The organism is Nostoc sp. PCC 7524, assembly GCF_000316645.1.
In the GTDB taxonomy this organism is placed as follows: Bacteria; Cyanobacteriota; Cyanobacteriia; order Cyanobacteriales; family Nostocaceae; genus Trichormus.
The window spans coordinates 5,860,914-5,887,257 of sequence record NC_019684.1 but is presented as its reverse complement, the minus strand read 5'-3'; the positions used below and the strand labels follow the sequence as shown (position 1 = coordinate 5,887,257).

Annotated in this window: 38 protein-coding genes; 4 read left to right on the top strand and 34 right to left on the bottom strand. The window is 43.7% G+C overall.

Features of this window, described 5'->3' with window-relative positions; translation table 11 throughout:
* Positions 1-70 precede the first annotated feature (70 nt).
* From rpsI to rplC, 29 genes are all read right to left on the bottom strand, one after another.
* Positions 71-487, bottom strand: a complete 417-nt coding sequence (gene rpsI, locus NOS7524_RS24090) for a 30S ribosomal protein S9 (protein WP_015141089.1) — start codon at positions 485-487, stop codon at positions 71-73.
* A complete protein-coding gene (gene rplM / locus NOS7524_RS24085) occupies positions 487-942 on the bottom strand; it encodes a 50S ribosomal protein L13 (protein ID WP_015141088.1) in 456 nt (151 codons plus the stop codon). Before rplM ends, rpsI begins: the two co-directional genes overlap by 1 nt.
* Positions 943-958: 16 nt before the next feature.
* A complete protein-coding gene (gene truA / locus NOS7524_RS24080; protein ID WP_015141087.1) occupies positions 959-1,864 on the bottom strand; it encodes a tRNA pseudouridine(38-40) synthase TruA in 906 nt (301 codons plus the stop codon).
* Positions 1,865-1,995: 131 nt separating this feature from the next.
* Complete coding sequence (gene rplQ / locus NOS7524_RS24075) at positions 1,996-2,346, bottom strand: 50S ribosomal protein L17 (protein WP_015141086.1); 351 nt, start codon at positions 2,344-2,346, stop codon at positions 1,996-1,998.
* 33 nt (positions 2,347-2,379) lie between these two features.
* Complete coding sequence (locus NOS7524_RS24070; protein ID WP_015141085.1) at positions 2,380-3,327, bottom strand: DNA-directed RNA polymerase subunit alpha; 948 nt, start codon at positions 3,325-3,327, stop codon at positions 2,380-2,382.
* 322 nt (positions 3,328-3,649) lie between these two features.
* Positions 3,650-4,045, bottom strand: a complete 396-nt coding sequence (gene rpsK, locus NOS7524_RS24065; protein WP_015141084.1) for a 30S ribosomal protein S11 — start codon at positions 4,043-4,045, stop codon at positions 3,650-3,652.
* A gap of 54 nt (positions 4,046-4,099) precedes the next feature.
* Positions 4,100-4,480, bottom strand: coding sequence for a 30S ribosomal protein S13 (rpsM, locus tag NOS7524_RS24060; protein ID WP_015141083.1), 381 nt, complete (start codon positions 4,478-4,480; stop codon positions 4,100-4,102).
* A gap of 113 nt (positions 4,481-4,593) precedes the next feature.
* Positions 4,594-4,707: a 50S ribosomal protein L36 gene (gene rpmJ, locus NOS7524_RS28940; protein ID WP_015129703.1), complete on the bottom strand. Its 114-nt coding sequence runs from the start codon at positions 4,705-4,707 to the stop codon at positions 4,594-4,596.
* Positions 4,708-4,823: 116 nt separating this feature from the next.
* A complete protein-coding gene (gene infA, locus NOS7524_RS24055) occupies positions 4,824-5,048 on the bottom strand; it encodes a translation initiation factor IF-1 (RefSeq protein WP_006276978.1) in 225 nt (74 codons plus the stop codon).
* A 184-nt stretch (positions 5,049-5,232) separates the two neighbouring features.
* Positions 5,233-5,787, bottom strand: a complete 555-nt coding sequence (locus NOS7524_RS24050) for an adenylate kinase (RefSeq protein WP_015141082.1) — start codon at positions 5,785-5,787, stop codon at positions 5,233-5,235.
* On the bottom strand, positions 5,787-7,100 hold the full coding sequence (gene secY, locus NOS7524_RS24045) for a preprotein translocase subunit SecY (protein ID WP_015141081.1): 1,314 nt from the start codon (positions 7,098-7,100) through the stop codon (positions 5,787-5,789). The genes NOS7524_RS24050 and secY overlap by 1 nt, the downstream gene beginning before the upstream one ends.
* A gap of 74 nt (positions 7,101-7,174) precedes the next feature.
* Positions 7,175-7,621, bottom strand: a complete 447-nt coding sequence (gene rplO, locus NOS7524_RS24040) for a 50S ribosomal protein L15 (protein ID WP_015141080.1) — start codon at positions 7,619-7,621, stop codon at positions 7,175-7,177.
* A gap of 74 nt (positions 7,622-7,695) precedes the next feature.
* On the bottom strand, positions 7,696-8,220 hold the full coding sequence (rpsE, locus tag NOS7524_RS24035) for a 30S ribosomal protein S5 (RefSeq protein ID WP_015141079.1): 525 nt from the start codon (positions 8,218-8,220) through the stop codon (positions 7,696-7,698).
* A gap of 106 nt (positions 8,221-8,326) precedes the next feature.
* Positions 8,327-8,689, bottom strand: a complete 363-nt coding sequence (gene rplR / locus NOS7524_RS24030) for a 50S ribosomal protein L18 (RefSeq protein ID WP_015141078.1) — start codon at positions 8,687-8,689, stop codon at positions 8,327-8,329.
* 2 nt (positions 8,690-8,691) lie between these two features.
* Positions 8,692-9,240 carry a 50S ribosomal protein L6 gene (rplF, locus tag NOS7524_RS24025; protein WP_015141077.1) on the bottom strand — a complete coding sequence of 183 codons (549 nt, stop codon included), beginning with the start codon at positions 9,238-9,240 and terminating at the stop codon, positions 8,692-8,694.
* Positions 9,241-9,301: 61 nt separating this feature from the next.
* A complete protein-coding gene (rpsH, locus tag NOS7524_RS24020) occupies positions 9,302-9,703 on the bottom strand; it encodes a 30S ribosomal protein S8 (RefSeq protein WP_015141076.1) in 402 nt (133 codons plus the stop codon).
* 20 nt (positions 9,704-9,723) lie between these two features.
* Positions 9,724-10,272: a 50S ribosomal protein L5 gene (gene rplE, locus NOS7524_RS24015; RefSeq protein WP_015141075.1), complete on the bottom strand. Its 549-nt coding sequence runs from the start codon at positions 10,270-10,272 to the stop codon at positions 9,724-9,726.
* Between the two features lie 104 nt (positions 10,273-10,376).
* Entirely contained in the window at positions 10,377-10,727 is a 351-nt protein-coding gene (rplX, locus tag NOS7524_RS24010) for a 50S ribosomal protein L24 (RefSeq protein WP_015141074.1), read from the bottom strand.
* A complete protein-coding gene (gene rplN, locus NOS7524_RS24005) occupies positions 10,727-11,095 on the bottom strand; it encodes a 50S ribosomal protein L14 (RefSeq protein WP_015141073.1) in 369 nt (122 codons plus the stop codon). Before rplN ends, rplX begins: the two co-directional genes overlap by 1 nt.
* A gap of 24 nt (positions 11,096-11,119) precedes the next feature.
* Complete coding sequence (gene rpsQ, locus NOS7524_RS24000) at positions 11,120-11,371, bottom strand: 30S ribosomal protein S17 (protein WP_015141072.1); 252 nt, start codon at positions 11,369-11,371, stop codon at positions 11,120-11,122.
* A 12-nt stretch (positions 11,372-11,383) separates the two neighbouring features.
* Positions 11,384-11,605, bottom strand: a complete 222-nt coding sequence (gene rpmC / locus NOS7524_RS23995) for a 50S ribosomal protein L29 (RefSeq protein ID WP_015141071.1) — start codon at positions 11,603-11,605, stop codon at positions 11,384-11,386.
* A 3-nt stretch (positions 11,606-11,608) separates the two neighbouring features.
* Positions 11,609-12,037 carry a 50S ribosomal protein L16 gene (gene rplP, locus NOS7524_RS23990; RefSeq protein ID WP_015141070.1) on the bottom strand — a complete coding sequence of 143 codons (429 nt, stop codon included), beginning with the start codon at positions 12,035-12,037 and terminating at the stop codon, positions 11,609-11,611.
* Positions 12,038-12,120: 83 nt separating this feature from the next.
* Positions 12,121-12,876, bottom strand: a complete 756-nt coding sequence (rpsC, locus tag NOS7524_RS23985; RefSeq protein WP_015141069.1) for a 30S ribosomal protein S3 — start codon at positions 12,874-12,876, stop codon at positions 12,121-12,123.
* Positions 12,877-12,927: 51 nt separating this feature from the next.
* The gene (gene rplV / locus NOS7524_RS23980; RefSeq protein WP_015141068.1) at positions 12,928-13,287 is read right to left on the bottom strand and encodes a 50S ribosomal protein L22; all 360 of its coding nucleotides are present in this window, start codon (positions 13,285-13,287) and stop codon (positions 12,928-12,930) included.
* Between the two features lie 71 nt (positions 13,288-13,358).
* Complete coding sequence (gene rpsS, locus NOS7524_RS23975) at positions 13,359-13,637, bottom strand: 30S ribosomal protein S19 (protein ID WP_015141067.1); 279 nt, start codon at positions 13,635-13,637, stop codon at positions 13,359-13,361.
* Positions 13,638-13,760: 123 nt separating this feature from the next.
* Positions 13,761-14,624 (bottom strand): 50S ribosomal protein L2, encoded by an 864-nt coding sequence (rplB, locus tag NOS7524_RS23970; protein WP_015141066.1) that lies wholly within the window; start codon positions 14,622-14,624, stop codon positions 13,761-13,763.
* A gap of 6 nt (positions 14,625-14,630) precedes the next feature.
* Positions 14,631-14,945: a 50S ribosomal protein L23 gene (locus tag NOS7524_RS23965; protein ID WP_015141065.1), complete on the bottom strand. Its 315-nt coding sequence runs from the start codon at positions 14,943-14,945 to the stop codon at positions 14,631-14,633.
* Positions 14,938-15,570, bottom strand: coding sequence for a 50S ribosomal protein L4 (gene rplD / locus NOS7524_RS23960; protein WP_015141064.1), 633 nt, complete (start codon positions 15,568-15,570; stop codon positions 14,938-14,940). Before rplD ends, NOS7524_RS23965 begins: the two co-directional genes overlap by 8 nt.
* 78 nt (positions 15,571-15,648) lie before the next feature.
* Positions 15,649-16,284: a 50S ribosomal protein L3 gene (gene rplC / locus NOS7524_RS23955; protein WP_015141063.1), complete on the bottom strand. Its 636-nt coding sequence runs from the start codon at positions 16,282-16,284 to the stop codon at positions 15,649-15,651.
* 1,146 nt (positions 16,285-17,430) lie between these two features.
* On the opposite strand from rplC, the gene NOS7524_RS23950 reads away from it, so the two are divergent.
* On the top strand, positions 17,431-17,919 hold the full coding sequence (locus NOS7524_RS23950; RefSeq protein WP_015141062.1) for an NAD(P)H-quinone oxidoreductase subunit N: 489 nt from the start codon (positions 17,431-17,433) through the stop codon (positions 17,917-17,919).
* 133 nt (positions 17,920-18,052) lie between these two features.
* Here NOS7524_RS23950 and NOS7524_RS23945 read toward each other — a convergent pair whose 3' ends face one another.
* Together NOS7524_RS23945 and NOS7524_RS23940 are read right to left on the bottom strand one after the other, a co-directional pair.
* The gene (locus tag NOS7524_RS23945; RefSeq protein WP_015141061.1) at positions 18,053-18,511 is read right to left on the bottom strand and encodes a hypothetical protein; all 459 of its coding nucleotides are present in this window, start codon (positions 18,509-18,511) and stop codon (positions 18,053-18,055) included.
* Between the two features lie 84 nt (positions 18,512-18,595).
* The gene (locus NOS7524_RS23940; RefSeq protein ID WP_015141060.1) at positions 18,596-19,423 is read right to left on the bottom strand and encodes an ABC transporter permease; all 828 of its coding nucleotides are present in this window, start codon (positions 19,421-19,423) and stop codon (positions 18,596-18,598) included.
* A 171-nt stretch (positions 19,424-19,594) separates the two neighbouring features.
* On the opposite strand from NOS7524_RS23940, the gene NOS7524_RS23935 reads away from it, so the two are divergent.
* Entirely contained in the window at positions 19,595-20,134 is a 540-nt protein-coding gene (locus NOS7524_RS23935) for a DUF3172 domain-containing protein (RefSeq protein ID WP_015141059.1), read from the top strand.
* Positions 20,135-20,323: 189 nt separating this feature from the next.
* Here NOS7524_RS23935 and NOS7524_RS23930 read toward each other — a convergent pair whose 3' ends face one another.
* The 3 genes from NOS7524_RS23930 to NOS7524_RS23920 all read right to left on the bottom strand — a co-directional run bounded on the left by NOS7524_RS23930 (position 20,324) and on the right by NOS7524_RS23920 (position 23,844).
* Positions 20,324-21,052: an AMIN domain-containing protein gene (locus NOS7524_RS23930; protein WP_041555936.1), complete on the bottom strand. Its 729-nt coding sequence runs from the start codon at positions 21,050-21,052 to the stop codon at positions 20,324-20,326.
* A gap of 118 nt (positions 21,053-21,170) precedes the next feature.
* Entirely contained in the window at positions 21,171-21,647 is a 477-nt protein-coding gene (locus NOS7524_RS23925; RefSeq protein ID WP_015141057.1) for a hypothetical protein, read from the bottom strand.
* Positions 21,648-21,651: 4 nt separating this feature from the next.
* Positions 21,652-23,844: a cation:proton antiporter gene (locus NOS7524_RS23920; protein WP_015141056.1), complete on the bottom strand. Its 2,193-nt coding sequence runs from the start codon at positions 23,842-23,844 to the stop codon at positions 21,652-21,654.
* Between the two features lie 805 nt (positions 23,845-24,649).
* Here NOS7524_RS23920 and ntrB point away from each other — a divergent pair.
* The gene (gene ntrB, locus NOS7524_RS23915) at positions 24,650-25,471 is read left to right on the top strand and encodes a nitrate ABC transporter permease (RefSeq protein WP_015141055.1); all 822 of its coding nucleotides are present in this window, start codon (positions 24,650-24,652) and stop codon (positions 25,469-25,471) included.
* Between the two features lie 61 nt (positions 25,472-25,532).
* Positions 25,533-26,327, top strand: a complete 795-nt coding sequence (locus tag NOS7524_RS23910) for an ABC transporter ATP-binding protein (RefSeq protein WP_015141054.1) — start codon at positions 25,533-25,535, stop codon at positions 26,325-26,327.
* The last annotated feature ends 17 nt before the right edge of the window (positions 26,328-26,344 follow it).

Here is a 26,344-nt window from a genome sequence, read left to right as displayed (position 1 = left end):
GTGGGGACTGGGGACTAGGAAGTTGAAATGTTTCCCAATACCCAGGAGCCAATCCCCGATCCCCAATTGCTTATCGCTTGGAGTATTGAGGAGCTTTGCGAGCTTTGTGCAAACCATATTTTTTCCGCTCTTTAGCTCTAGGATCACGAGTTAAATAACCTTCTGTTTTTAAAGGTGGGCGGTTGTCGGGGTCTAGTTGGCATAAGGCACGAGCAACTCCTAAGCGCACAGAATCAGCTTGTCCTGTTAAGCCACCGCCTTCTGCTTTTACTAGGATGTCGTATTCGTTTTCTAAACCCAGGGTTTCCAAAGGAGCTTTGATCACTCCCAAGTAATTGGGATTGAATTGAAAATATAAATCTCCAGGTTTGCCATTTACAATCAACTGACCGCTACCAGGAACTAATCTTACCCGTGCTACTGAGGATTTACGGCGACCAGTACCCCAGTACATAGCGCGACCGCTATTTGCTTCTGCTACTACCATTAACTTTCTGCTCCAGGAATTGTATTAATGTTGAGTTCTTTTGGTTTTTGGGCTGCGTGGGGATGAGTAGGCCCAGCATAAACTTTCAATTTGGTGAATAATTGCTTACCTAGACTGTTTTTAGGTAGCATACCCTTGACAGCGTGTTCCACAATTCTTTCTGGTAAACGCTGTTGCAGCTTGGTGAAGGTTTCGGTCTTCATCCCACCGGGACGGCCAGAGTGACGACGGTAAAGTTTCTGGGTACGCTTTTTACCTGTGACTGCTACTTTTTCAGCATTGACGACAATCACAAAGTCACCTGTATCCAGGTGAGGGGTATAGTGAGCTTTATTTTTGCCTCTTAAAATCATAGCGATTTCGCTAGCGAGGCGACCAAGGCGTTTGTCCGTAGCATCTACTACGTACCAATCACGCTCAAGGGTGTCTTGAGGGGGAAGGTAGGTTTTAGTCATTTTTGTTGATCCTTTATCATTTTTTTAGAGAGTCTATAGTCAATAGTCCATCATCCATATTAAAAGCATTTGACTGTTGACCATTGACTCTTGACTCTTGACTAATAACTAACTTTGGCATGGTGTCATACCAAACGTTGGGGGAAAAGGGAAAATCAGGGTAGCCAACTCGCAACAGACATAAGCCTTGTGGGGGTGCGGCGTATTTTACTTCTTCCCGACGTTGCTCTTTCCAAAGTTCGGTAAAACTAGCAACAGTTCTTTGTCCAGAACCTACTTGTACTAGCATCCCTACTAATAGCCGCACCATGCCATATAAAAATCCATCTGCCTGAATTTCAATATGGATAAATGGGCCTTGACGATGACACTCTGCTGCTTGTACTTCCACCCAGGAGTGCGATCGCTTGGAACCAGCTCGGTGAAAAGCTGCCAAGTCATGCTTTCCTAATAGTGGTTTGAGAGCCGCGTGGATGAGGAATTCATCCAGGGATGGATGATAATAATGCCAACTGAAGGGTTTCACGAACAAGTTCGGGCGACCTTCTGTATAAATTGTGTAGCGGTACCGTCGATAAGCTGCACTAAAACGAGCGTGCCAACGGTCACTTACACCTGCTGAAGCTCTTATCAATACATCCTCAGGCAGGTAACTATTTAAAACGGCTGCCCACTTGTGAGCAGGTATAAAACCTGTAGCATCAAAATGGGCTACTTGAGCAGCAGCGTGTACTCCGCTATCAGTACGTCCAGCACCGTGGAGTGTGACATGATGACCCAAAATCTGGGCGATCGCTGTTTCGATTTCTTCTTGAACTGTTCTGTGCTGCTTTTGCCGTTGCCAGCCATGAAAATGAGTGCCTAAGTATTGTATTACTAAGGCAACTCGCTGAGTTGGTTTAGGCTGGTGGCTGACTAACATAAAATCTAATAGAGGCTGAAGTATAAAGCGTCAAGTATATTGCTGAGTAACGAGTGCTGAGACTTGAGTAAATTATTTTTCCTGCTCCTCTGCTCCCCTACTCCTTTGCTCTTCTGCCTTCTGCCTGCTGTTTAGACTAATTCAATGATAGCCATCTGGGCATTATCTCCCCGACGAGGCACGGTATGCAGGATGCGGGTGTAACCACCTTGACGATTACCATACCGAGAGGGGACTTGCTCGAACAGAGCATGAACTAGCTGTTTATCGTAGATGTAACCTAAAGCTTCTCGACGTGCTTCTAGGGAACCTTCTTTAGCTAGGGTAATCATTTTTTCTACTTCGGAGCGTAGCACTTTAGCCCGCACCAAAGTCGTGGTAATCCGACCATGACGGATCAGTTCGGTAGCAAGCGATCGCAATAGGGCGCGACGCTGATCGGCTGGCTTGCTCAGTTTTTTAACTCGACAACGGTGACGCATAAGAATTTACTGTGAACTGTGAACGGTTTGGCTTTAGCTGTGTTTAGAGCTTCTTTCTTGTGGCAAGGTAATACCTAAGCGTCGCTGTAAAGCTTCCACTACCTCTTCTGCCGACTTCTGACCAAAGTTTTTAATTTCTAATAGGTCTTCTTGGGTAAAATCCAACAAGTCTGCCACTGAGTTAACCTGCGCTCGCTTGAGACAGTTGTAAGCCCGTACAGAAAGTTGCAACTCTTCGATGGGAATCTGAGCAGTGGGGTCATCTGGAATCTCGGAACTGGTATCGGTTGGTTCCAGTGAGATATCTTTCAAGGGGTTGAATAGATCCACCAGAATCCCAGCTGCTGAAGATAGTGCTTCTTGGGGCGAAAGACTACCATTTGTCCAAACTTCTATCAGTAGTCTGTCTTTGGTAATCGAACCATCTCCACGGGCTTCTTCAACGCTATAGTTAACTTTTCGCACTGGCATAAACACCGAGTCAATTTGCAAAAAGTCTAAAGATGTAGCTTCTTCCCGCCCTCTTTCTACAGTGCGATAACCTTTACCTCGCTCAATGCGAAATTCCATTTCCAGTTTGCCGCCTTCTGCAATTGTGGCTATATACTGGGTGGGATCGATGACTTCTACTTCGCTTGGTAAATCAAAATGGGCTGAAGTGACTGTTGCTGGTCCGTTGACCAGTAATCTCCCAATCTGGGGTTGAGAAGAATAACTTTTGAGAATTACTTCCTTCATTCGCATGAGGATGTCTAGTACATCTTCCCGCACTCCCGGAACTGTGGCAAATTCGTGGGTCACACCTGCAATTCGCACTGCTGTAACTGCTGTCCCCTCTAAGTTGGACAGTAATACCCGCCGCAGCGCGTTGCCAACCGTTGTTCCTTGACCCCGCTCTAGAGGTTCTAGGATAAATTTACTGTAATGGCTCCGACTTTCTTCTGTACTGGACTCTACACATTCAATTTGAAATTGCGCCACGGAGTAGCCTCCCTTATTTAAGGTGCTGCTAGCAGGCAAAATTTATTGCCTATCGAATTTAATTTATTGCCCTAGGTTGCTCTGATATGTATCAAACTGCCAAATAATCATGGTGGCAATATTTGATGACTTGATTGAGCCTCATGGCGTTCATTATAATTTTGGGTAATTTGAAGTTTGGCAGCCCTCCCTCATGGAAGAGCTGAAAAGCTTCTCTTTGCCCTAGCCGCCGGAAGTTTGCGCTCACCCTACTTGATAGTTTGTCAACTAAACTTCCCAGTAGTAATTGCAGGTGATTAATGTTGCTGAATCTTCTTACCCTTTACACGCGGCGGCGCTTGGGTGGACGGCAACCATTATGAGGAATCGGTGTAATATCCCGAATGAGTGTAATTTCCAGTCCTGCACCCTGGAGCGCACGAATCGCAGTTTCTCGTCCTGCGCCTGGACCACTCACCATCACCTCAATTTGGCGCATTCCTTGGTCAATAGCTCTGCGGGCTGCACTTTCCGCAGCAGTTTGCGCTGCAAAGGGAGTTCCCTTCTTAGCACCTTTGAAGCCACTAGAACCAGCACTTGCCCAGGAGATGACATCTCCATTTTGATCGGTAATAGTGACAATGCTATTGTTGAAAGTAGATTGGATGTAGGCCTTCCCGTTGGGGACGTTACGCTTCTGCTTCTTACTCCCAGATTTTTTAGTTGGTTGTCTTGCCATATTGGTTCAGTTAATCTAAAGGAAAACTTGCTTGAGTCAGCAAGTAGAGAGAAATTACTTACCGGGAGCCTTCTTCTTACCAGCCACTGTCTGCCTTCTCCCACGACGGGTTCTAGCATTAGTACGAGTTCTTTGTCCTCTCACGGGCAAGCCCATGCGGTGACGACGACCTCTATAGGTGCCGATGTCAATCAACCGCTTGATGTTCATCGCTTCCCAGCGCCGCAAGTCACCTTCAACTTGATAGTTGGCTTCTATTTCGGCGCGTAAGGCTGCCACATCAGCATCACTTAATTCTTTCACACGGGTATCAGGATTAACTCCTGTAGTCGCTAAAATTTCTTGCGACCTTGTTAACCCAATTCCGTAAATATAGGTTAGACCAATCTCAACGCGTTTGTCGCGTGGCAGGTCTACTCCGGCAATACGTGCCACAATGAACTCTCCCTATTGTTTTCGCATTTGCTGATAGAAAAACGCGTTGAACGCGTCTGGATGTCGTTTAGTGATGATCTTGTTTACCAGTCTCTCTGGGTATTGAGAGACTATTATCCTTGGCGTTGCTTGTGTTTAGGATTGACGCAAATCACCATCACACGACCACGACGTTTGATCACGTTACACTTTTCACAAATTTTTTTGACTGAGGCTCTGACTTTCATGCCTTTTGCACTTGACTCCAAATATTAAATTATAGCATTTTTAGGAAAAATTATCCAATTAATTAAGTGGGTAACACCCAAATAAATTGTTTTATGGTAGACTTCCTTACATATATCTACTTTTTCCGTAGTCGATAGGTAATTCTGCCTTTTGTCAGGTCGTAGGGTGTTAGTTCCACTTTGACGCGATCGCCAGGCAAAATCTTGATGTAGTTACGCCGAATCTTGCCAGAGATGTGGGCTAAAACATTAAAGCCGTTATCTAGGTCAACACGAAACATCGCATTGGGCAATGATTCGGTGACTGTACCTTCCATTTCGATCAAATCTTGCTTAGACAACTTATTTTTTCCTCAACTCAACAATTTTGGTTGCTTTTGCTGCGATCATCTGCAAAAGAACACAAATTGATAAATATATCAACAGTTTATTAATATATCTTAGCTAAAATTGGCTGCCATCCTGAACAATCAGGGAGTAGAGCGTTGCCAATCCGGTATCTATCTACTACTCCCTGGTCTCAGGCTAGGAACAGATCACATTTTGTAATTCATCAGTGACTTCTTCTTGGCTCTGATCGCCATTAATAGTTAGGAGTTTGTGGCGATCGCGGTAATAATCAATTAACGGCGCAGTTTCGTTACGGTACACTTCTAAGCGACGGCGAATTACCTCTTCAGTATCGTCTTTGCGTCCCCTAGCTAGTAAACGTGATACCACAACATCATCAGGCGCATCCAAATTGACCACCCTTTCGCCGCCTTGGTTCGTTTTGTGCAGCAACTCCTCTAAAAAAGCTGCTTGGGTGACTTTGCGAGGAAAACCATCTAGAATCCAGCCAGACTTAGCATCTGGTTGTTCTAAACGTTCCTCTACTAAGTCTTGCACCAACTGGTCAGGAACTAGCTCGCCGCTATCAACATAGCTTTGAGCTTTAATTCCTAAAGGAGTTTGCTCTTTCATGGCTTGTCTCAAGATTTCGCCAGTGGAAACATGAGGAATATGTAGATGTTCTGCCAAAATTTGAGCTTGAGTTCCCTTACCAGCTCCCGGCGGCCCCAAGAAGATTAATCGCGTCACTATTGCTTCACCATTCCTTCATATCGCTGAGAAATCACATAGGTTTGGACTTGCTTGGCTGTCTCAATCGCCACACCCACAAGAATGAGTAAGGAAGTAGCACCCAATCCTCTAAAAGTTGGCACTCCCAAGGCTCTTTCTACGGCGGTAGGAATAATTGCCACCAAGCCCAAAAAGACAGCACCTAACAAAGTGAGTCGGTTGATGACTCGTTCAATGTACTCGCTAGTTGCCTTACCTGGACGAATCCCTGGAATACTAGAACCCATTTTCTTCAAGTTTTGTGCTATGTCTACTGGGTTGATAATTAGAGAAGAGTAGAAGTAGCTGAAGAAAACAATGGAAATCAAGTAGACTAGGGCATAAACCCAAGAACCAGAACCACCGGGACTCAGATAAGTATTAACGATGTTTGCTAGTTCCGGATTTTTTGTAAAATTGGCAATCAGTAACGGCAAACTTAAGATGGCAGCCGCAAAAATAATGGGCATAACACCACCAGAAATCAGACGTAAGGGTAGATAGCTACGTTGTTCTGCTAATACTCTTCTACCTACTTGACGACGAGCCGAAATAATGGGGATACGACGCAGCCCTTCTTGGACAAATACAATCCCCACAATGGTCAACATAAACACCAAGACGAGGACAATGACGCGCCCAACTATTTCTCTACCGCCAACTTGTACCAAGTCAATGGTGTCACCCAAAGATTTGGGCAAGGAAGCAACAATGTTAACGAAAATTAACAAAGATGCACCATTACCAATACCACGTTCTGTAATCAGTTCCGAAGCCCACATGACAAACATGGAACCAGCAGTTAGAGCTATCGCTGTTTCCGCTACGAATATCGGCCCTGGATTTAAAGCAAATTGCTGGAGAAATAAAGCCGAAAAAGCCACACTTTGAACAATTCCCCAACCTAGTGCTACATAGCGGGTGATTTGGGATATTTTCCGCCGACCTGCTTCACCCTCATTTTTCTGTAAATTTTCTAAAGATGGAATAGCCGCAGTCAGCAATTGGATAATAATGGACGCATTAATAAAGGGCAAAATCCCTAGGGCAAAGATCCCTAGTGTAGAAAGTCCTCGCCCGGAAAATATATCCAACAAACCAAATATGGAATTATTGCCTGATATGGCTTCGGCGAACCTAGTTCTATCAATTCCCGGTACAGGTAAAAATATACCCAGGCGAACCAAAATTAGAATACCGACAGTAACAAGCAGCCTACCTCTCAGTCCAGCTGCTTGTGCCATCTGCATAAAAGTTTCTTGAGCCGTTGGGGCTTTATCTCGACTGATCATAGAGTGCTACCTTTGTCGTGAACCAGGCACTGGAAGCGAGTTGGCTGGCAGTTAAGTAAGTGCGCTTTTCTGGCTCACCCTAAAACTTCGCAACTCCCTCCAGCTGCCTCAATTTTGCTACGAGCTTGCCCTGTGAAAGCTGCCGCTTTAACCTGGAGTGCTACGCCCAGTTCCCCATTACCCAAAATTTTCAATGGACCTTTAACAGCAGTGACAATACCTGCTGTTTTTAATGAATCCAGAGTTACTTCTGTATTTGCAGGAAGAGAGGCTAGCTTCTCTACATTAATCGTAGTGTAATTTTTCCGATTAACTAAAGGAAAACCCTTGAGCTTTGGTACGCGGCGGTACAATGGCTGTTGACCCCCTTCAAACCCTGGTCTGGTACTGCTACCAGAACGAGATTTTTGACCTCTCATACCTAGACCAGCACTGGCACCTTGACCAGCAGAAATACCTCGACCTACACGGCGACGGCGTTTTTTAGAGCCTTTTTGGGGCTTAACATCGTTGAGTCTCATAAGCTAACAGTTATTGGTTGTCAGTGGTCATTTATCTTTTGTCAGCAATGCCAAAAATACGGACAAATGACTACTTAGATGTAAAGTTTTTCAATAGCAATGCCCCGGTCTTCAGCTACTTCTGACAATGTACGCAGGGTAGATAAAGCGTTGACTGCGGCTCTGGCATTGTTGAGGGGGTTGTTAGAACCGAGTTGCTTGGCAAGGACATTGCGAACCCCAGCTAGTTCCAGGACAGTTCGCACTGCACCACCAGCAATTACACCAGTACCGGGTGCGGCTGGACGCATGATCACTTTGGCACCGCCACCAACACCATCAATAGGATGAGGGATAGAGTTAGATTTAGTGATCGGAATATCAATCAGATGTTTTTTGCCATCGGCTACGCCTTTTTTGACAGCACCAATTACATCAGAGGCTTTACCCACTCCGACACCAACTTGACCTCGTTCATTACCAACGACTACGATCGCCCGGAAGCTGAGTTTTTTACCTCCTTTAACGACCTTGCTTACCCGTCGGATTTGAATTACCCGCTCTTGCCAGTTGGTTTCTTCTTTTTTCGCGCGGTTAGCTTTACGACGACCTGTTGCCATAATTACTGTTCTCTCAATGTCATTTGTCAGTTGTCATTTGTCAGTTGTCATTTGCCCTTTGTCATTTGTTGAATGACCAATGACTAATGACTAATGACTAATGACTCTAGAAATCTAAACCAGCTTCGCGTGCTGCTTCAGCTAGTGCTTTAATGCGACCATGATACAAGTTGCCACCGCGATCAAACACTACTTTGGTAATGCCTTTTTCTAGTGATCGCACCGCAATCAATTTACCAATTTGTGCTGATGCTTCGCAGGTAGCACCTGAAGCTAAATTAGATTTCAACTCTGGTTCTACAGTTGAAGCTGCTACCAAAGTGTGGTGCTGAGTGTCATCAATTACTTGAGCATAAATATGCTCATTAGAACGGAATACAGATAGCCGTGGACGTTCCGGGGAACCTTGAACTTTGCCACGAATACGTCTGTGGCGACGCTGTTTTGATTCTTTACGAGTAAGTTTCATGTTTACTTCTTACCACTCTTACCAGTCTTACCAGCTTTGCGTCTGACCACCTCACCGGCATAGCGAATACCTTTACCCTTATAAGGTTCTGGTGGCCGAACGGCACGAATTTTGGCTGCTGTATTACCTACCACTTCTTTGTCATAACCACTGACTATGACATTGGTGTTATTTTCTACAGCAAATTGAATTCCGTCTGGTGGAGCAATTTGTACTTGATGGCTATAACCCATGTTCAACACGAGGTTACGCCCTTGTACTTGCGCCCTATAACCTACACCTTGGATTTCTAAACGCTTTTGAAAACCTTGGGAAACTCCCTCTACCATGTTGGCAACCAAGGTACGGCTTAATCCGTGCATTTGCCGGGAGGTGCGGGAGTCATCCTTACGGGTAACTAGCAGGGTTTGCCCGTCTTGAGCAACTGTGACATGGGTGGGTAAGTCCCGTGAAAGTTCACCTTTAGGACCTTTCACGATTACCTTACTACCATCAACAGTCACTTGTACTTTGGCGGGAACAGTAATTGGACGTTTACCGATACGAGACATGACTTTTTGTCCTTTATCCTTTGTCAGTTGTCAATGCGAATTGACCATTGACTATTGACGACTACCAAACGTAGCAGAGCACTTCACCACCCAGGTTCTGCCGCCGTGCTTCCCGGTCGGTCATGATGCCACTGGATGTAGAAATGATGGCAATACCGATGCCGCCTAGTACCCTTGGCAATTCTTTTCTGTTGGAGTAAACACGCAACCCAGGCTTACTAACTCGCTTGAGGGCGGTAATAAGCGGCTGGTGATTTTTGCCCTTGTACTTCAAGGAAATCACTAAGTTACGTTTTACGCCTTCTTCTACTTCTGTGAATTCAGCAATAAAGCCTTCCTCTTGTAGCACTCTAGCGATGCTACGGGTCATTTTTGTAGCTGGCACTTGTGTAGTTTGATGCCTTGCCATATTAGCATTGCGGATGCGCGTCAGCATATCTGCAATTGTGTCGTTAGCCGCCATCGTTCCCTCTTTAGATGAACTTATTGATCGCGAAAGGGCATTCCCAATTCTTTAAGTAAGGCGCGGCCCTCTTCGTCGTTTTTTGCAGTGGTGATAATGGAAATATCTAGACCACGGATTTGATCGATGCTGTCGTACTCGATTTCTGGAAAGATTAGCTGTTCTCTTACACCCAGAGTATAGTTACCGCGACCATCAAAGCTTTTGGGGCTGACACCACGAAAGTCTCTGATTCTCGGCAATGTCAAGCTAATTAATCGGTCGAGGAAGGCATACATTCTCTCGCCTCTGAGAGTCACCATAATCCCCACAGGCATACCTTGACGGATTTTAAAGCCAGCGATCGCTTTTTTTGCCCTTGTCACCACTGGTTTTTGACCAGTAATCACCGCAATTTCGCTCAAAGATGCTTCTAGTGCTTTAGCATTTTGCGCTGCTTCCCCTAGACCTCGGTTCACACTAACTTTCACCAATTTTGGTACTTGATGAACGTTGGTGTACTGAAACTGCTGGGTCAATTTGGGGACAATCGTTTCTTGATATAAGGTTTTGAGTCTGGGTGTCGCCATAGTTTTTTGTCCTGATAATCCCTGGGCTTGGTCAGGGAAACTTTATTGTTGCTTTTAGATGTGTGATTAAATTTACCATCTAAAATCTCAAGTCAGCCAATCCCTTAACTATCCAGGATTTCGCCTGTCTTCTTGAGTTTCCTTACTTTTTTGCCTTCGGCGGTGAAAGTGTAACAAACACGACTAGCAACGTTTTGTTTAGTGGAATAAAGCATCACATTGGAGCTATGAATTGGTGCTTCCTGAGTAACGATTCGTCCCGATTCCCCTTCTTGTTGGGGTTTAACGTGCTTAGTTTTAATATTTACACCTTTGACAATGACCTTACTTTCTTGGGGTAGTGCTTTAACTACTTCACCCACTTTGCCTTTGTCTTTACCAGCAATTACTTGTACTGTATCGCCAGTTTTGACGTGCATTTTGTGAAATTTTGGCTTGTCCTTTTTATTTGCCATTACAGCACCTCCGGAGCCAGAGAGACTATTTTGGTAAAGTTCTTGTCACGCAGTTCCCGTGCTACTGGGCCAAATACCCGTGTGCCTTTGGGATTACCATCTTTGTTGATAATTACGGCAGCATTATCATCAAAACGGATACTCATACCGCTATCACGGTTGATGTTGTGGCGAGTGCGAACAATTACAGCTTCCACTACATCAGATTTTTTCACAGCCATGTTGGGGATGGCATCTTTGACAACAGCGATAATTTTGTCGCCCACAAAACCGTAACGTCTATTACCTCCGCCTAGGACACGGATACACATTAGTTTGCGAGCGCCGCTGTTATCGGCCACATTCAGATAAGTTTGGGGTTGAATCACAATTGGTCTCCCTTCTGCACAACTTTAGGTTGTAGCTTTAGTGTTGAGGATTTCTGTCACTTGCCAGCGTTTAGTTTTGCTCAGGGGTCTGGTTTCCTGAATGCGTACGCGATCGCCCACTTTGCATTTGTTCTCTTCGTCGTGGGCTTTATAACGCCGAGTTTTGACTACAATCTTGCCGTATTTGGGATGGGGAGCGCGGTTTTCTACGGCGACTACCACCGTTTTTTGCATTTTGTCGCTCACTACCAAGCCAACTCGTTCTTTGACTGCCATAATCTCCTACTTCTATCCTTGAGGCGGTTGACTTGCTGCCCGTTTTCTCTCTCCCTCGACTGTCAATAGTTGGGCGAGGCGATGGCGGGCATGGCGGAACTGGTGGGGTTTCTCTAACTGTCTAGTAGCCTTTTGCAAGCGCAACTGAAATAGTTGTTTTTTAACAGCGATAATTTCCTGGGCCAGTTGCTCGTCACTTAATTCTCTAGCTTCTGAAATTTTGGGAAGAGGCATAACCTACTCCTGCTCCTCTACTTGTTGAGAGCGCACAATAAATTTAGTCTTGATGGGTAACTTGTAAGCAGCCAAGCGCATAGCTTCGCGGGCGATTTCTTCAGTGACACCAGCGATTTCAAACAAAATCCGCCCTGGTTTGACTACAGCTACCCAAAATTCTGGATTACCTTTACCGGAACCCATCCGGGTTTCAGCTGCTCGCATGGTTACGGGTTTATCAGGGAAAATACGAATCCAGATTTTACCACCCCGGCGAATGTAACGAGTCATAGCTCGACGGGAAGCTTCAATTTGTCGAGAGGTAATCCAAGCTGGTTCTTGAGCTTGGAGTGCAAAATCTCCAAAATTGAGGGTACTACCACGGTGGGCTAAACCTGTCATCCGCCCGCGCTGTTGTTTGCGGAATTTAGTTCTTCTAGGACTTAACATGATGTGTCATTGGTCGTTAGTGATTGGGCATTGGTCAAAAGTCAAAAGTCATCTACTAATGACTATGGACTATGGACTAATGACTATCCTTCATTAGAGCGGTCTTCAAACTGTTGGCGACGACGCTGTTGCTGACGACGGCGAGGTTCGCGCTCACGGGTTGCTGGTTGGGCTGGAGTTTCTTCTTGTCCAGGAATAATTTCTCCTTTGAATACCCAAACTTTGATCCCCAAAATTCCGTAAATGGTTTTGGCTGTGCAGTAAGAGTAGTCAATGTCAGCTCGTAAGGTATGTAGGGGTACTCTACCTTCACGAGTCCACTCGGTTCGGGCAATTTCTGCACCGTTGAGTCGTCCACTCACTTGCACTTTAATGCCTTGAATACCTGCTCTTTGAGCGCGTTGAATTGCCTGTCTAACTACCCGGCGGAAGGAAACCCGACGTTCTAGCTGTTGAGCAATATATTCGGCAATTAAGTAAGCATCAGCGTCTACTTTTTGGACTTCGACCACGTTGATGCGAATTTGGCGGTTATTACCCAACAGTTCTTGCAGTCCGGTACGCAATGCTTCAATACCTTGACCACCACGACCTACAACTACACCTGGACGAGCGGTGCGTACTTCTAGATCAATTTGGTCGGCTTTACGCTCAATGCGTACTTCAGAAATCCCGGCATTGTTTTGTGCGTATCTACCGAGCTTTTGCTCTATGTATTTACGAAGTTTGTGGTCTTCTTGTAGTAGTTCTGGATAGCGATCAGGATCTGCAAACCAACGTGATTGGTGCTCTTGGGTAATCCCCAGGCGAAAACCAACTGGATGAATTTTCTGTCCCACAAATGTTTCCTCTAAAATTTCTCACTTTACGCAATATTTTTGGTGGAGAACTTACTCAGCATTGGTACTAGCGGCAACTGCCAAAGTGATGTGACACGTTGGCTTGCGAATTTGGTAAGCTCTACCTTGCGCTCTAGGTTGGAAACGTTTCAGTACGGGGCCTTGATCAGCATATGCCTTAGTAATTACTAGCTGAGTGCGATCTAACCCAGCGTTATGTTCAGCGTTAGCGGCGGCACTTCTGAGTAGTTTCAAAACTGGCTCAGTGGCTCGATAAGGCATGAATTCCAGGATGATCAGTGCTTCCCGATAGGAGCGCCCCCGGATTTGATCAAGTACACGACGTACTTTGTAGGGAGAAATGCGTATATAACGGGCGATCGCCTTTACTTCAGTAGTATCTGTAGCCATAATTTTCTCCTTTAGTCAATAGTCAATAGTCATCTAGTGCTTAATTGAGACTTTTGACTGTTGACCTTTGACTATCTCCCTGCTTTTTTGTCACTTTTCCCATGCCCTCTGTAGGTGCGTGTGGGTGCAAATTCGCCCAACTTGTGTCCTACCATCTGCTCACTGACAAACACTGGAACGTGTTGCCGTCCGTTATGCACTGCTATGGTATGACCAACCATTTGGGGCAGAATTGTCGAAGCTCTTGACCAAGTTTTAATTACTTGTTTTTCGTTTTTTTCATTCAGCTTTTCAATTTTGCTGAGTAAATGATCGGCAACGAAAGGACCTTTTTTAAGAGAACGACCCATAGTTTGATTTTGGCTTTTGGATTGTGGATTTTGGATTAAAAATTGCGGATTTTAATTAGGTTGATAAATTTGAGATTTTATCAGTAACCCTCATCTAAAATCCCAAACTTAAAATCTCAAATTCTAGGACTGCCGACCACCTCGACCGCGTTTAGAAGATTTACGGCGACGACGTACAATCAACTTGCTGCTGGCCTTCTTCGGTTTGCGTGTTTTTGCACCCAAAGTGGGTTTACCCCAAGGTGTTACAGGGCCGGATCTACCGATAGGCGCTCTACCTTCACCACCGCCGTGTGGGTGATCTACTGGGTTCATGACGCTACCTCTAACTTTGGGGCGGCGACCTTTCCAGCGATTTCTTCCGGCTTTACCTGCACTGAGGTTTCTGGCATCAGTGTTACCTACTTGTCCGATGGTGGCGTAACATTCCCGCCGAATCATCCGGACTTCTCCTGAAGGTAACTTGAGTGTGACGTAGTTACCTTCTTTGGCCACTACTTGGGCAGCCGCACCAGCAGAACGGACAATTTGAGCGCCTTTACCAGCAATTAATTCGACGTTATGAACGGTTGTACCCAGGGGGATATTTGCCAAGGGTAAAGCGTTTCCATCTTCAATTGGAGATTCAGGACCAGCAATAATTGTTGTCCCAACTTTTAAACCATTTGGGTGTAGGATGTACCGCTTTTCCCCATCTTCATAGGAAACTAGGGCAATCCGAGCATTGCGATTTGGATCGTACTCAATAGCTACTACTGTGGCGGGAATATTCCGTTTGTCTCTTTTGAAGTCGATGATGCGATACAGTCTCTTGTGTCCACCACCGCGACGACGGCTAGTGATCCGCCCTTGGTTGTTGCGACCTTTGGCACGATGTTTATAGACCGTCAGAGATTTTTCTGGCTCGGTTTTGGTAATTTCCGCAAAGTCAGAGATGGTAACTTGGCGGGTGCTTGGGGTATAGGGGCGATAAGAACGGGTACCCATGATATCTTAGACCTCTGGGAATAGAACTTGTCTAATTTTCTCTACATCCCCAGGTGCGACGGTGACAATTGCTCGCTTATATTGGGGTTTAAAACCAATGAATTTACCTACACGCCGTTTTCTCCGGGGTGGTAGTGCGGTGTTAACCTTAACAACCTTGACCTGAAATAAGTCCTCAATGGCGGCCTTAATTTGTGTCTTGGTTGATTTGGGAGTAACTTCAAAGGTGTATTTGTTTTGCTCCATCATAATGGTCGCTTTTTCAGTCACGATGGGGCGACGCACTAAATCGGGGAGGTTGCGGGGGTCAAACTTAGGCATTGTAGACCTCCTGAATTTTATCGAGGGCTGATGTGGTGACTATAATCTTGTCAGCGTGCAGCAAATCGTAAACGTTTAGTTGATCAGCTGGCATCAGCTTGAGATTCTCTACGTTACGACCTGACAAGTAGATATTCTCGGAAAGCTCAGACAATATTAATAGTGACTTTTGTTCTGCTGCTACACCCCAACGAGTAAATGCTGCTAGCAGTTCTTTGGTTTTGGGGCGAGATAGCTCGTTGCTAAATTCTTCTACTACAATCAAGTCATCTACACGGCTAACTAATGCTGTCCGCAGTGCTAACCGCCGCTCTTTCCGGTTCATTTTTAAGTTGAAATCTCTGGGTTTTGGTCCAAAGATCACACCACCACCACGCCACAATGGAGAACGAATAGATCCTGCACGAGCTCGACCAGTACCTTTTTGCCGCCACGGTTTACGACCACCGCCTCTAACTTCAGCACGAGTTTTCGTACTGGCAGTTCCTTGGCGAGCGTTGGTCATTTGTCTGACTAGAGCGCGGTGTACTATATGAGATGCTGTTTCTGGTTTAGCAGAGGGCAAGTCGAACGCTTTTTGTCCAACTTCTTCTCCTTGCCAATTTTTAACTATACTTTCAACCATCTTTGTGTCCTTTGTCGTTAGTCCATAGTCCAGAGCTTGTAGTCCATAGTCCAGTGACTATCGACTGTTGACTGTTGACTACTTGCCTACTTGCTTGGCTGGCACAATATTCAGTAATGCCCCTGGTTTACCAGGAACAGAGCCTTTAATGAGCAACAAATTACGCTCGGTATCTACTCGCACTACTGTTAATTTGCGAATTGTGACACGGCTACCACCCAAGCGTCCTGCCATCCGTTTACCGGGATAGACACGACCTGGGGTTGTACCAGCACCAATGGAACCTGGCGCTCTGTGATTTTTGGAACCGTGTGACATAGGCCCACGACCAAAGTTATTCCGCTTTTGGTTGCCTGCAAAGCCGCGACCGATACTTGTACCGATAACGTCTACAATTTGACCTGCACTAAAAATATCTGCTTTAATCTCTTGACCTAAAGCATATTCGCTAGAATTATCTGCGTGATATTCTTGCAAATGACGTAATGCTGGGGCGGAAGACTTGGCTAAATGCCCTAGCAAGGGCTTGTTTAGTGCTTTTGGTTTAACTGCGCCATAACCAACTTGAATGGCGGCATAACCATCGGTTTGTTGCGTTTTGACTTGGGTAACAACGCATGGCCCTACTTGGACAACTGTTACAGGAATAGCAACTCCTGCTTCGTCGAAGATTTGGGTCATGCCCAGCTTGGTGCCGAGAATCCCTACTGACACAGTAACTGGCTCTCCTTTCTACTAAATCGGATTTGGTGACACACTGCGTAAACTCCGGTGATGAACGGACGAAATTTTGAACTTGTAAGCGGCTGATGCTGCTCCAAGTTCTTCCGGATACAACAGGCGGTGTCTTTAGTGTTTGGTGAATCTATTTAGTTGCACTCACTTAATCACCAGAACATCCACAAGTACCTTCCCTTAGAGAAGGAATAACTTCTGGTAGCAAGGCAAGGCTTTAGAGCTTTGCGCTTTGTGCAGTAATGCTTTCGTCCAAGCACTTACTTAGGCACTTTCTGGCGGCAGTCCGATGAGCGGGTCTCCCGATTCATGGTAACTGCCGTTTGTTAGTGGGACTTAAGCAGTCCTTACTGCTCAGTATCCGTTTGGCTGAGTTTTGTGTAATGTCATGCAGCTAACATTACTTCTCAGTTTTACTTGACTTAACAAGTCAAATCCTGATTTTGAGGTTTTGCTTGCCGTTTCATGACTACAAAGATGAGTGTAGCCTGAAAGTCAATACAGGCTCTATTTTTGGAGTCATGTACCCTGAATTTGACCTCAAAGCTTTTTAAGTGTACCAGTGTTTGAGCAATTTTAGCGAGCTTATTTCTCTAAATATTTGAGTCATTCAGCTTTGAGCGCGATCGCTTACATTGGCAATAACTATCTTAATCTGCAATTTTGGTCACAATCTAATAATATAAACTATTAGTTGCTTGTTGTCTAGAAAATTTGTAACAAATTTCTGAAGTTTTCTGAGGGCATGAATAATTTCAAGTAATATGGCTCTTACGGTAGTATTTTACAAAGATAGACAACAAAAGAAAGCAATTTGCGGTATTAGTCCTGATTTTATGAAAATTCTGGGCAATATGGGTACAAAGTGATAAAGACGTAGAAAATCTTGCCTGCTTTGGAAGATAGTCCCGATGAAGCAAGTTTCACAGTCAAACATGAAAGATGTCTTTCTCCCCCTGCCTCCCCTGCTACCCCTGCTACCCCTGCTCTTTCAAGTCAGAGGGTGGGACTGATAGAATTGAGTTTAGCTTATTTAGAGTATAAGCTTTGTTATCTTACTGATTGTCACTTCAAAGTAAATAATAGAGATAACAAAGTGGGATAGGACAAAACTCCGAAAAATCTATGGCACTAATTACCACTGGCAACGGTTTAATCCGCGATCTGGAAAAATTTGGATCTTTAGGTGTTTACGTACCCTTGGAAGGGGGTTATGAAGGTCGATATCGTCGCCGCCTGCGTGCAGCCGGCTATGTAACTCTACACATGACTGCTAGGGGATTGGGCGATGTAGCCGCCTATCTCACAGGGGTGCATGGAGTTAGACCACCCCATCTTGGTAAAAAAAGCACTGGTAGTGGTGCGGCAGTAGGTGATGTCTACTATCTGCCACCAACAGTTAACTATCAACTAGAGCAGCTGCCACCCAAGTCTAAAGGTTTGGTGTTGTGGATCATTGAAGGACATATTCTTTCCGATCAGGAAGTAGAATTCTTGACCACTCTGCCTAGTCTAGAGCCAAAAGTAAAAGTAGTTGTAGAAAGAGGTGGCGATCGCTCCTTCCGTTGGCGACCTCTGAAAGATACATTCTCTACAAGTTATCAGGCAAGCTAGAGAAGGCAGAAAGTTGTCACTCTAACTATTTCTGTCTTGATAGTTAGCTTCTTGTTTATTTGTGTCTGGTGAGAATAAAAATTGGGCGATCGCCTGTGCCAAAGCTTTAGGAGGGTGCGATCGCCTAATTTTTTCAAAAACTAACGGAGTAAATTAAATCAAATTCACGATAAAGAGTCATCCGGCAAGTATTACTAGGGTTTTCTAGAACTTCATAATCTAATCCACCGGTAATTTGTGTAACTGGTCGCTTTAAAGGTTTCTCAAACTGATACCATTCCCGGTTACTCCACTCAAAAATGGTGGCATCTAAGTCGTTTTGTAATTCGGAAGTTAGCAGAAACAACTCTAATCTCTCTTGAATGCTGCCAATAATGAAAAACTTCAAGGAAATTGACTGGCTGATGAGTGGCCTGGGTTCGTTGGCGGCGGAAGTGTTACATTCTCCGAGGTAGATATCGTAAGGCTGTAATTCGATATTTTGCCGTTGCTGCCAACTATTGACAATTTCCTGAAGACGTTGGTCTAAATATGGTATTAGCCCTAGTTTGGCATCAGTTAACAACTGACGAATGTTAGAAGATTGGGTCATTGCTGGGTTTTAATCCACTTACCCAGTCAGATTAGCGTTTTGTTGACATCACAGGCGATAAACTTTGAAAAACTTTGTTTGTGGCTAGTCTTGTTGATGGGCGAATTTGTAACCACCCCAAAGAGAAAGTGCGATCGCTATCACAAATAAAATTGGTACGCTATACCAGGGAAACTGCGATAAAGGTAAATGGGCAGCCGCACGTAAGCCAGTGCTAGCGTAGGTCAAGGGTAATAAGTAAACTACAACTTTGAGAGCTATTGGTAAGGTAGTGGGGTCAAAGAAAGTTGCCCCTAAAAAAGACATGGGGATAATGACAAAATTATTGTATAGCCCGACTGATTCGAGCGATCGCACCGATAAGCCAACAATTACACCCAAACCAGCAAATACAGCGCAGTTCAACACCAGCAACAACAAAAATAAGGGATTGAGAAAATTCCAGTTCCTAGTTAATACCAGTGCCACCAGAATCACAGAACCAGAAGTCATTAACCCCCGTACTACTCCCGCCAGCATTTTACCTATATGCAGTGCTAAAGGATGTATGGGGGTAAGTAATAACTCTTCAAAGGTTTTGCTAAAAAGTCTATCTCCGCAAATTGAGAATGTTGTGCCAGCGAAACTGATAGTCATGGATGATAAAGCTACCATTCCCGGCAACATGAATTCTAGATAGTTATCGTAGCTGCCACTAATCCCAGAACCCGGTCTAATTGAGCTACCCAAACCCAACCCAAAAGCTAAAATGTATATCAATGGAGATACCAACCCAGATGCTGCAACTTGCGCCACTCTGACACGTAAATCTAACCACTCTCCCCAAAAGATAGTCAGACTATCTGCTAACAGAATGTGTAACTGCGAAGCTTTGAACTTGTTATCCCAGAGTAAGGCTGTTGGAGATTTCACTTTCTTTTCAGTCAGGTGTAAAAAATATTCTTAAGTATTACTTAGCATTTTTTAGCAGTGCTTAATCTTCAATATTGTCTGGAAAGTGACGGGCAAATTTAGTCAATAATCGGCATACTGAAATAGGGAGACACTCCCTACTTTTTCAGGCGTGAAGGTTAACAAACACAAATGAGACGTAAATCAACTGGTAGATCAGCCACTACATCTAAACCTTCTGGTTTTCAATCCTCCATGTTTAACTTCACTACTATTGCCATTTTGGGAGGGGTGTTAGTTCTGGGGATTGGGATTGGTATTGCTTTTAGTTCCACAACTACTTTGACTCCATCAAATGTGGCTTCTCGTGAATTCATTGACACTAAAGCGCCGAATCCAGAGATTTGCGTACAGTATGGAGCCAGTGCAATGGTGATGGATGCTAGATTATTTGTGACTCTTAACCCATTTAATGTTTATGTGGCTCAACCAAGTATGCGTCCTGGATGTGTGCTACGTCAAAATAACTGGGCAATTTTAGAGCAACGCAAACTTGTCACTTCTGACCAAGTGAGAGAATGCAAAAATCGCCTGAATACTTTTGGTTTTACTGGTAGCTTAGATAGCGAAAAACCTGATATTAGATGTATTTATCAAAATGAATCAGCACAAAATTTCTTCCTGTCTCAGCCGGGAGCAGTAGCACCAAGTCAGGAAACAGAAAGATTTTAGTGTTTGAAAGCGGGATTAGGGACTGGGGGCTGGGATTTTTACTTAGCACTTAGCATCAGCTAAACGCCGCGCTGCCGCTAACACAACTCAGCACGCAGCTCATTGTCCCGAAGAAAGCTAACAGCACTTCAAGGCAGCCTCTAACCCCTTTTTCATGCTTAGGTAATGTACGCAGTTCATTAGGACTGCTTAATTTTGCATTTTTGGCAGAGGTTGACCAAACTCAATCACTATTGGATTGGTAGGATTGGGCTGGGTTGTGGGAGTAGGAAAGTTAGGACTAACTACAGGATTATTAGATTGATTGGGAAAATTAGGAATTTGAGTAGGAGTAATAGAATTGAGGGGCGGTACAGTTACAAAGGGCTGCTGTGGGTTAGTAGTGGCAAAGGGTAGGCTAGTGGGTAATTGCAGGTAGTTATATTGTGGAGGAGCAGAATTACTGGGTGAATTGCGGTTGTTTCCCAGTTGTCTAGAGCCAGTAATAAAAGGACGTAGAACCCAGCGAGTAGGGTTTTGTCGAGATATGGGTTGCAGTTGTACTCGGCTGGGATCTACGAACACGCCAGCAGCTAAATCTAAAACAATGCGGGTGACGTTGGCGTTTAATTGAGCAACGCGAATCCTTTGGACTGCACCGTTGTAATTTTGCTCTGTAGGGATGTTACCTAATGTGGTATCTGGAATATCTAAGACAATTCGTGGCGGCTGGGCTAGGTAGAAATAGCTGGGTGTTTTGCCAGATGAGAGGTTAATTTCTAACTTCCCGCCTTCTGGGTAGAAACGCCAATTATTTAACTTGGCTACCTGTGCAGCAATACTACTGACTGTTTGAAGAGTAATGGCTACAAACACACTCATGCCAAACAGCCGCTTGCTTCTTTGGAAAAATTGCTGAATTGGGATTACCTTAAACATCATGATCTATCTGTTATGTGTTCAACTGTCAGGCATCCGCTCTTTGTGGGTAAAGGGTAAAATGATTACCGATTTACTTTATCTCATTGATTGCCATATTTTAATGGCTGTTTGAGTTTTAGGGTTCTGCCTGGGTTGCTTCAGGTGTAGCATTAAATTCTAAATTTTGCGCGATGGTACTGACAATTATTTTGCCTTGTAAACTACGGTTATCTGCTAATTGCATTTGGGCTTGAATTGAATGAGGAGGAGCAATGTGACAAATAACAGTCTGATCAACTTCTCCAGTTAAACTTAACTGCTGATTTTTGAAGATGCCTTTGAGAGAAGACTGCTTTTGGGTATCTGCACTGCTATTTACAGGTAACAAGGAAGCATTTAAATAAATACCAGATTGCTGAAGATTAAGCCTTAGCGGTTCTGATTGCTGACATTCTGATGAATTTTTACCCAAAGTCAGACGATAAGAACCGTTAATCATAGGAGGGGCTTGGAGGTTGTCTTCTCCATAAACGGTAACGGTTTTAAATAACAGTAGAACTGAACCTATTGCTACTGTATAAAATGTGAGAGATTTGGTGTTGAAATGATTCATAGTTTTAGTGTTTGACTGTGGACTCTTGACTACTGGCATCAGAGAGTGCGGAGGTGAGATGAGAGGTAAGTTGACTGTAGCGGCGAGTGATCAGGAGTGAGGAACGGCATTGAATAGCTAGTGCATCTGTGTATCTTCCTAGGGTTTGCCGTTCAATCCCCCAGGCGCGGCTAGTACCGGCAATTGTGAGATCAAAGGTTTCTGAGGCGGCTACTACGGCTGGAATTGGCTCTGGAGAATGAATGATTTTGATGGTGATGCGATCGCGCACACTTTTTGGTAATTGTTCAATCATGGTGTGCAGTTCGTAACTCAATTCATCTTGAATTTGGTGTTCTGGCAATACCTGTAATACTTGCAATGTGCAAGTGTCACGATTGATTAATAGTCTCAAAGCTAGTGTTAGCGCCAAATCATCATGGATATTGGCAGAGTAGGGAACTAACAAATTTTCTAATCTGTCTCCTCCTCTATCTACAAACACGGCTACATCTACTGGTGCTGTGCTGAGGATTTGCCCCACTCGCCCACCTAGGCGGTTGTTACTGAAAGCGGGACGATGCCATCCGACAAGAATTAAATCAGCTTGTTCAATTTTGGCAATCTGTGCGGTTTCCCTAGCTACATTGCTAGATATCTGCACAATGGGATGAACAAAAGGTTGAGTTGTTGCTGGTTCTAGGGTACTGATTAATTCCTCTAGCTGTTGGCGACGCTGAATAATGAATCGGTTAGCTTCAGAGGGAGTATTTTCAAAGCCATAATCTTCTTCTAATTCAATCAGGCTCAGGGGATTGACGACAGCTGGCTGACGATAGTTGAGGGCGATCGCAGTTGCTAACTGTACTAAACCTTTCTGAGTGCTAGGGTTAGCTACTGGGACTAAAATTCGGTAAGGATGAATGTAAGTTTGGCTGCCTACAGAAGCTTCTGAGTCTGTGTATTCTTCTGGTTCTGGTTCTATGACATCTAATTTGATCAATTTCTTGGGATAAGTCCACTCTAGTAGCGGCGAAGTCATAAAGGTAGTAACTAAGGCCATAATTACTAGCATGGTAAACAGTAAGGGAGAAATTACCCCTAATTCCAAACCGATATTCAGCACGATTAACTCGGTTAAACCGCGAGTATTCATTAACCAACCAAGTGCTGAGGCTTCCCGCTTGTTGATTCCACTAAAGCGAGCTGCTACATAAGTACCGATAAACTTGCCGGCGATCGCCACTACTAAAACGACTGCACACAATAACCACAGTTCGGGACGGTTTAATAAGCCAATTTGCGTCCGCAAGCCACTGTAGGCAAAAAATATTGGTAACAAAAAGATTAAGACAAAATCTTCGGTTTTAATCGCTAATTCTCGCACTAAATCTGCATTCTTGGGTATAGCTGCTCCCAATAGGAATGCTCCGAAAATTAAGTGAATCCCAATTAGTTCCGTAATTAGTGCTGAGGCGACTACAGCGATGTAAATTCCCGCTAGTACCAATTGGCTCAACCGTCTAGTGCGGCGGTAATGGGTAGCCAGACGTTGTAGAAACCAGTGTCCTGCTGTCACCATAAAACCGATGTAAACTAAGCTTGCCAGAATTGTGGGTAATGCACCCATGATATTACCAGTTCTGGCTACGGCGATCGCTACTGCCAATAAGCACCAAGCTGTGACATCATCTACGGCTGCACACGTTAACGCTAGTGTTCCCAAACGTGTACCTTGCAAATTATTTTCTGTAATAATTCGTGCTAATACTGGAAAAGCCGTAATCGACATTGCCGCCCCTAAAAATAAGGCAAAGGCAGTAAAAGAGACACCAGCATTAGAAACCAAAGGATAAAGCAGTAATGCCAGCACTGTTCCCAAGGAAAACGGAACTAAAATACTGACATGAGAAGTTAAAATCGCCACTTCTAACTGACTACTCAGGTATTTTGGATTGAGTTCTAACCCAATCAAAAACATGAAAAATATTAATCCTATTTGAGATAAAACATTCAGAAAAGGAATCGTTTCTGGAGGAAACAAGGTAGCTGCTACATGGGGAGCTACTAAACCAAATAACGAGGGACCAAGCATAATCCCAGCCACAATCTCACCAATTACCAAAGGTTGTTTGATGGATTTGAATGCTAGTCCTACTAGACGCGACAAGCCAATCACAATCAACACTTCAACTAAAACCAGAATAACTGTGTGCATAGTTCCCTCAATAGCAACTACTTTCCCTAAGATAATTCTGCAAGTTAGTGGAAAATGTCAACCTTAACTCTATGATCTCTGAGAATAATTGTTGCCACATCACTGAATTTGGGAGAACAATATATCAGGCAGCATTTGGTAGCTAATCCCCCCAAAATTGCCAAAATAGGTGAATAATTAAAGATTCATAATCCAGCAGACAGAATCGATTTACTCTTTGGGAATATAACGATAGCCATCCATAACCAACTTAATTAAGTTCCCAGGTATCTTGTCTGTCAACAAATGGTTGGCAATTTCTGTAGTTATTTATCCAAATTTTGCGTAATTTATCTATCAGAGAGTGTTTATTAATTAATAAAGTTTTCAATTTATTTTGTGATCAATCAATGATGACAATCAAATGAAATTTTGAGTTAATCACACTTTGATTGGAGAATTTTATAAATTTTGTAAATTTTTATATTAATTGTTACTTACAATACTTGCACTTAGTTATATTATTAGTTATTTTCAAACAATTAGTTTCAGTATTTTGACTGAAAGCCGATTATTTGGCAAAGCAAGTGAGGCAACATCAAAAAATAAATTAGTCCAAATTGACGGTTAGTAGGGTGCGTCAGTATGAATCATTTCTTGGTAAAGCTAGGTTTTCTTGCACTGACGCATCCTACATTTTGAATATTTTTTTATCTGGAAGTCCCTGATATGAATAAGGTTATAAGTTTGCAATCAATGACTGCGAAAATTGAGATCACTTGATGATTTTAGATTACTTAGCATTTGTTACTTAGGTTACAAATAAATGTACACAGAAAATAGGCAAACACACTTTTTTGGGCAACTAGCAAAAGGCTCTTACCAAAAACTAATACAGTCATTACCATCTATTTTTGGCATTTTTATATTCTTGCTAGTCTGGCATTTTTTGAGCTTGCGCCCTGATACATCTTTACCATCACCAGTTGCCGTTGTGACGAATACTTGGGATTTAATCAAAGACCCATTTTTCCATAAAGGAGGCAATAATAAAGGTTTTTTTTGGCTAATCCTCGCCAGCCTGAATAGAGTAATATTTGGTTATTTGCTAGCCATTCTAATAGGTATTCCCATTGGTTTTATTATTAGCTTGAACAGCTTTTGTAGGAAAGCAATAGATCCTCTGATCCAAATACTGCGCCCTGTGGCTCCTTTGGCTTGGCTACCTTTAGCGCAAGCTATTTTCCTAAAACCCAATCCTTCAGCTATTTTCGTAATTTGTATAACTGCTATTTGGCCAATTATTTTAAATACTGCCTTGGGTGTAAAACTAATACCTAAAGATTATATTAATGTCTCTAGGTTAGCTGGTTTTTCACCATTAGAAAACTTTCTGAAAATCCTTTTACCTGCAACTTTACCATATATTTTTACTGGATTGAGAATCGCCATTGGTTTATCGTGGTTAGCCGTTGTAGCAGCCGAAATGCTACTTTCCGATGATGGAATTGGCTTTTTCATTGTTGATGCTTACAACAATGCCAATATTCATGAAATGATTTTGGCAATTCTTTATTTAGGTGGAGTTGGTTTAGTGCTAGATAGCATGATGGCTTATATTGCAGAAAAAGTGACTCCTCAAGAATAATTCATAGCCAGGAAAATCCGACAATGAAGTTGTATATATTTGGGTAGTGAAAGTAAATACTATGCCTAGTTTTGTGGAAATCAGGGGAATTAGAAAAGAATTTACCCTGCAAGATGGTAGTAAAAATATTGTTCTCAAAGATATCAACTTAGAAATTCAGCAGGGAGATTTTGTATCGCTCATTGGTCATTCTGGTTGTGGTAAGTCTACCCTGTTAAATATTGTAGCTGGTTTAGAAAAGCCAACACAAGGACAAGTGCGAGTAGATGGTCAATTAATCAAACGACCATTCCGCGATCGCATGGTAGTATTTCAGAACTATTCCCTGTTACCTTGGCTGACTGCTTGGGAAAATGTGGCTTTATTCGTTGATAAAGCCATGCCGCAAAAATCCAAAAATGAACGCCGTGAGATTATTGCTGCTCACTTAGAGATGGTGGGTTTGAAAGATGCCGCTCATAAAAAACCAGCCCAACTTTCAGGAGGGATGAAACAAAGGGTGGCTTTGGCTCGTGCTTTGGCTATTCAGCCGAAGTTACTGTTATTAGATGAGCCATTTGGGGCTTTAGATGCACTGACTCGTAGTTCGTTACAGGTAGAGTTGATGCGTATTTGTGATATTTACCACATTACAACTATCATGGTGACTCATGATGTGGATGAAGCTTTATTACTTTCTGATCAGGTAGTAATGTTGAACAATGGCCCGGCTGCTACTATCGGCCAAGTTTTAGATATACCCTTAGAACATCCTCGTTCCGTGGAAGTTCGAGATAGTGCCAAATATCATCATTTACGTCAAGAATTGATGCAATTTTTACACGGGCAAGAGCAGGCTAAACGCTTGCAAGTATAGACAGCATTGATTGAAAT

Bases quoted from the DNA above. Each gene is read 5' to 3' on its own strand.
- NOS7524_RS23920 (WP_015141056.1), bottom strand. From the start codon at position 23,844: ATGCACACAGTTATTCTGGTTTTAGTTGAAGTGTTGATTGTGATTGGC.
- rplD (WP_015141064.1), bottom strand. From the start codon at position 15,570: ATGGTTGAAAGTATAGTTAAAAATTGGCAAGGAGAAGAAGTTGGACAA.
- ntrB (WP_015141055.1), top strand. From the start codon at position 24,650: ATGTACACAGAAAATAGGCAAACACACTTTTTTGGGCAACTAGCAAAA.
- rpsQ (WP_015141072.1), bottom strand. From the start codon at position 11,371: ATGGCAGTCAAAGAACGAGTTGGCTTGGTAGTGAGCGACAAAATGCAA.
- rplF (WP_015141077.1), bottom strand. From the start codon at position 9,240: ATGTCTCGTATCGGTAAACGTCCAATTACTGTTCCCGCCAAAGTACAA.
- rpsK (WP_015141084.1), bottom strand. From the start codon at position 4,045: ATGGCAAGACAACCAACTAAAAAATCTGGGAGTAAGAAGCAGAAGCGT.
- NOS7524_RS23910 (WP_015141054.1), top strand. From the start codon at position 25,533: ATGCCTAGTTTTGTGGAAATCAGGGGAATTAGAAAAGAATTTACCCTG.
- rplR (WP_015141078.1), bottom strand. From the start codon at position 8,689: ATGAAACTTACTCGTAAAGAATCAAAACAGCGTCGCCACAGACGTATT.
- NOS7524_RS23925 (WP_015141057.1), bottom strand. From the start codon at position 21,647: ATGAATCATTTCAACACCAAATCTCTCACATTTTATACAGTAGCAATA.
- rpsS (WP_015141067.1), bottom strand. From the start codon at position 13,637: ATGGGTCGTTCTCTTAAAAAAGGTCCTTTCGTTGCCGATCATTTACTC.
- NOS7524_RS23930 (WP_041555936.1), bottom strand. From the start codon at position 21,052: ATGTTTAAGGTAATCCCAATTCAGCAATTTTTCCAAAGAAGCAAGCGG.
- secY (WP_015141081.1), bottom strand. From the start codon at position 7,100: ATGATCAGTCGAGATAAAGCCCCAACGGCTCAAGAAACTTTTATGCAG.
- rpsI (WP_015141089.1), bottom strand. From the start codon at position 487: ATGGTAGTAGCAGAAGCAAATAGCGGTCGCGCTATGTACTGGGGTACT.
- rplX (WP_015141074.1), bottom strand. From the start codon at position 10,727: ATGGCAAATAAAAAGGACAAGCCAAAATTTCACAAAATGCACGTCAAA.
- rpmC (WP_015141071.1), bottom strand. From the start codon at position 11,605: ATGCCTCTTCCCAAAATTTCAGAAGCTAGAGAATTAAGTGACGAGCAA.
- truA (WP_015141087.1), bottom strand. From the start codon at position 1,864: ATGTTAGTCAGCCACCAGCCTAAACCAACTCAGCGAGTTGCCTTAGTA.
- rplM (WP_015141088.1), bottom strand. From the start codon at position 942: ATGACTAAAACCTACCTTCCCCCTCAAGACACCCTTGAGCGTGATTGG.
- rpsH (WP_015141076.1), bottom strand. From the start codon at position 9,703: ATGGCGGCTAACGACACAATTGCAGATATGCTGACGCGCATCCGCAAT.
- NOS7524_RS23935 (WP_015141059.1), top strand. From the start codon at position 19,595: ATGAGACGTAAATCAACTGGTAGATCAGCCACTACATCTAAACCTTCT.
- rplP (WP_015141070.1), bottom strand. From the start codon at position 12,037: ATGTTAAGTCCTAGAAGAACTAAATTCCGCAAACAACAGCGCGGGCGG.
- rplO (WP_015141080.1), bottom strand. From the start codon at position 7,621: ATGAGACTCAACGATGTTAAGCCCCAAAAAGGCTCTAAAAAACGCCGT.
- rpmJ (WP_015129703.1), bottom strand. From the start codon at position 4,707: ATGAAAGTCAGAGCCTCAGTCAAAAAAATTTGTGAAAAGTGTAACGTG.
- NOS7524_RS23965 (WP_015141065.1), bottom strand. From the start codon at position 14,945: ATGCCTAAGTTTGACCCCCGCAACCTCCCCGATTTAGTGCGTCGCCCC.
- rplQ (WP_015141086.1), bottom strand. From the start codon at position 2,346: ATGCGTCACCGTTGTCGAGTTAAAAAACTGAGCAAGCCAGCCGATCAG.
- rplV (WP_015141068.1), bottom strand. From the start codon at position 13,287: ATGGCTACAGATACTACTGAAGTAAAGGCGATCGCCCGTTATATACGC.
- rplE (WP_015141075.1), bottom strand. From the start codon at position 10,272: ATGGCGACACCCAGACTCAAAACCTTATATCAAGAAACGATTGTCCCC.
- rpsE (WP_015141079.1), bottom strand. From the start codon at position 8,220: ATGGCAACAGGTCGTCGTAAAGCTAACCGCGCGAAAAAAGAAGAAACC.
- rplB (WP_015141066.1), bottom strand. From the start codon at position 14,624: ATGGGTACCCGTTCTTATCGCCCCTATACCCCAAGCACCCGCCAAGTT.
- NOS7524_RS23945 (WP_015141061.1), bottom strand. From the start codon at position 18,511: ATGACCCAATCTTCTAACATTCGTCAGTTGTTAACTGATGCCAAACTA.
- NOS7524_RS23950 (WP_015141062.1), top strand. From the start codon at position 17,431: ATGGCACTAATTACCACTGGCAACGGTTTAATCCGCGATCTGGAAAAA.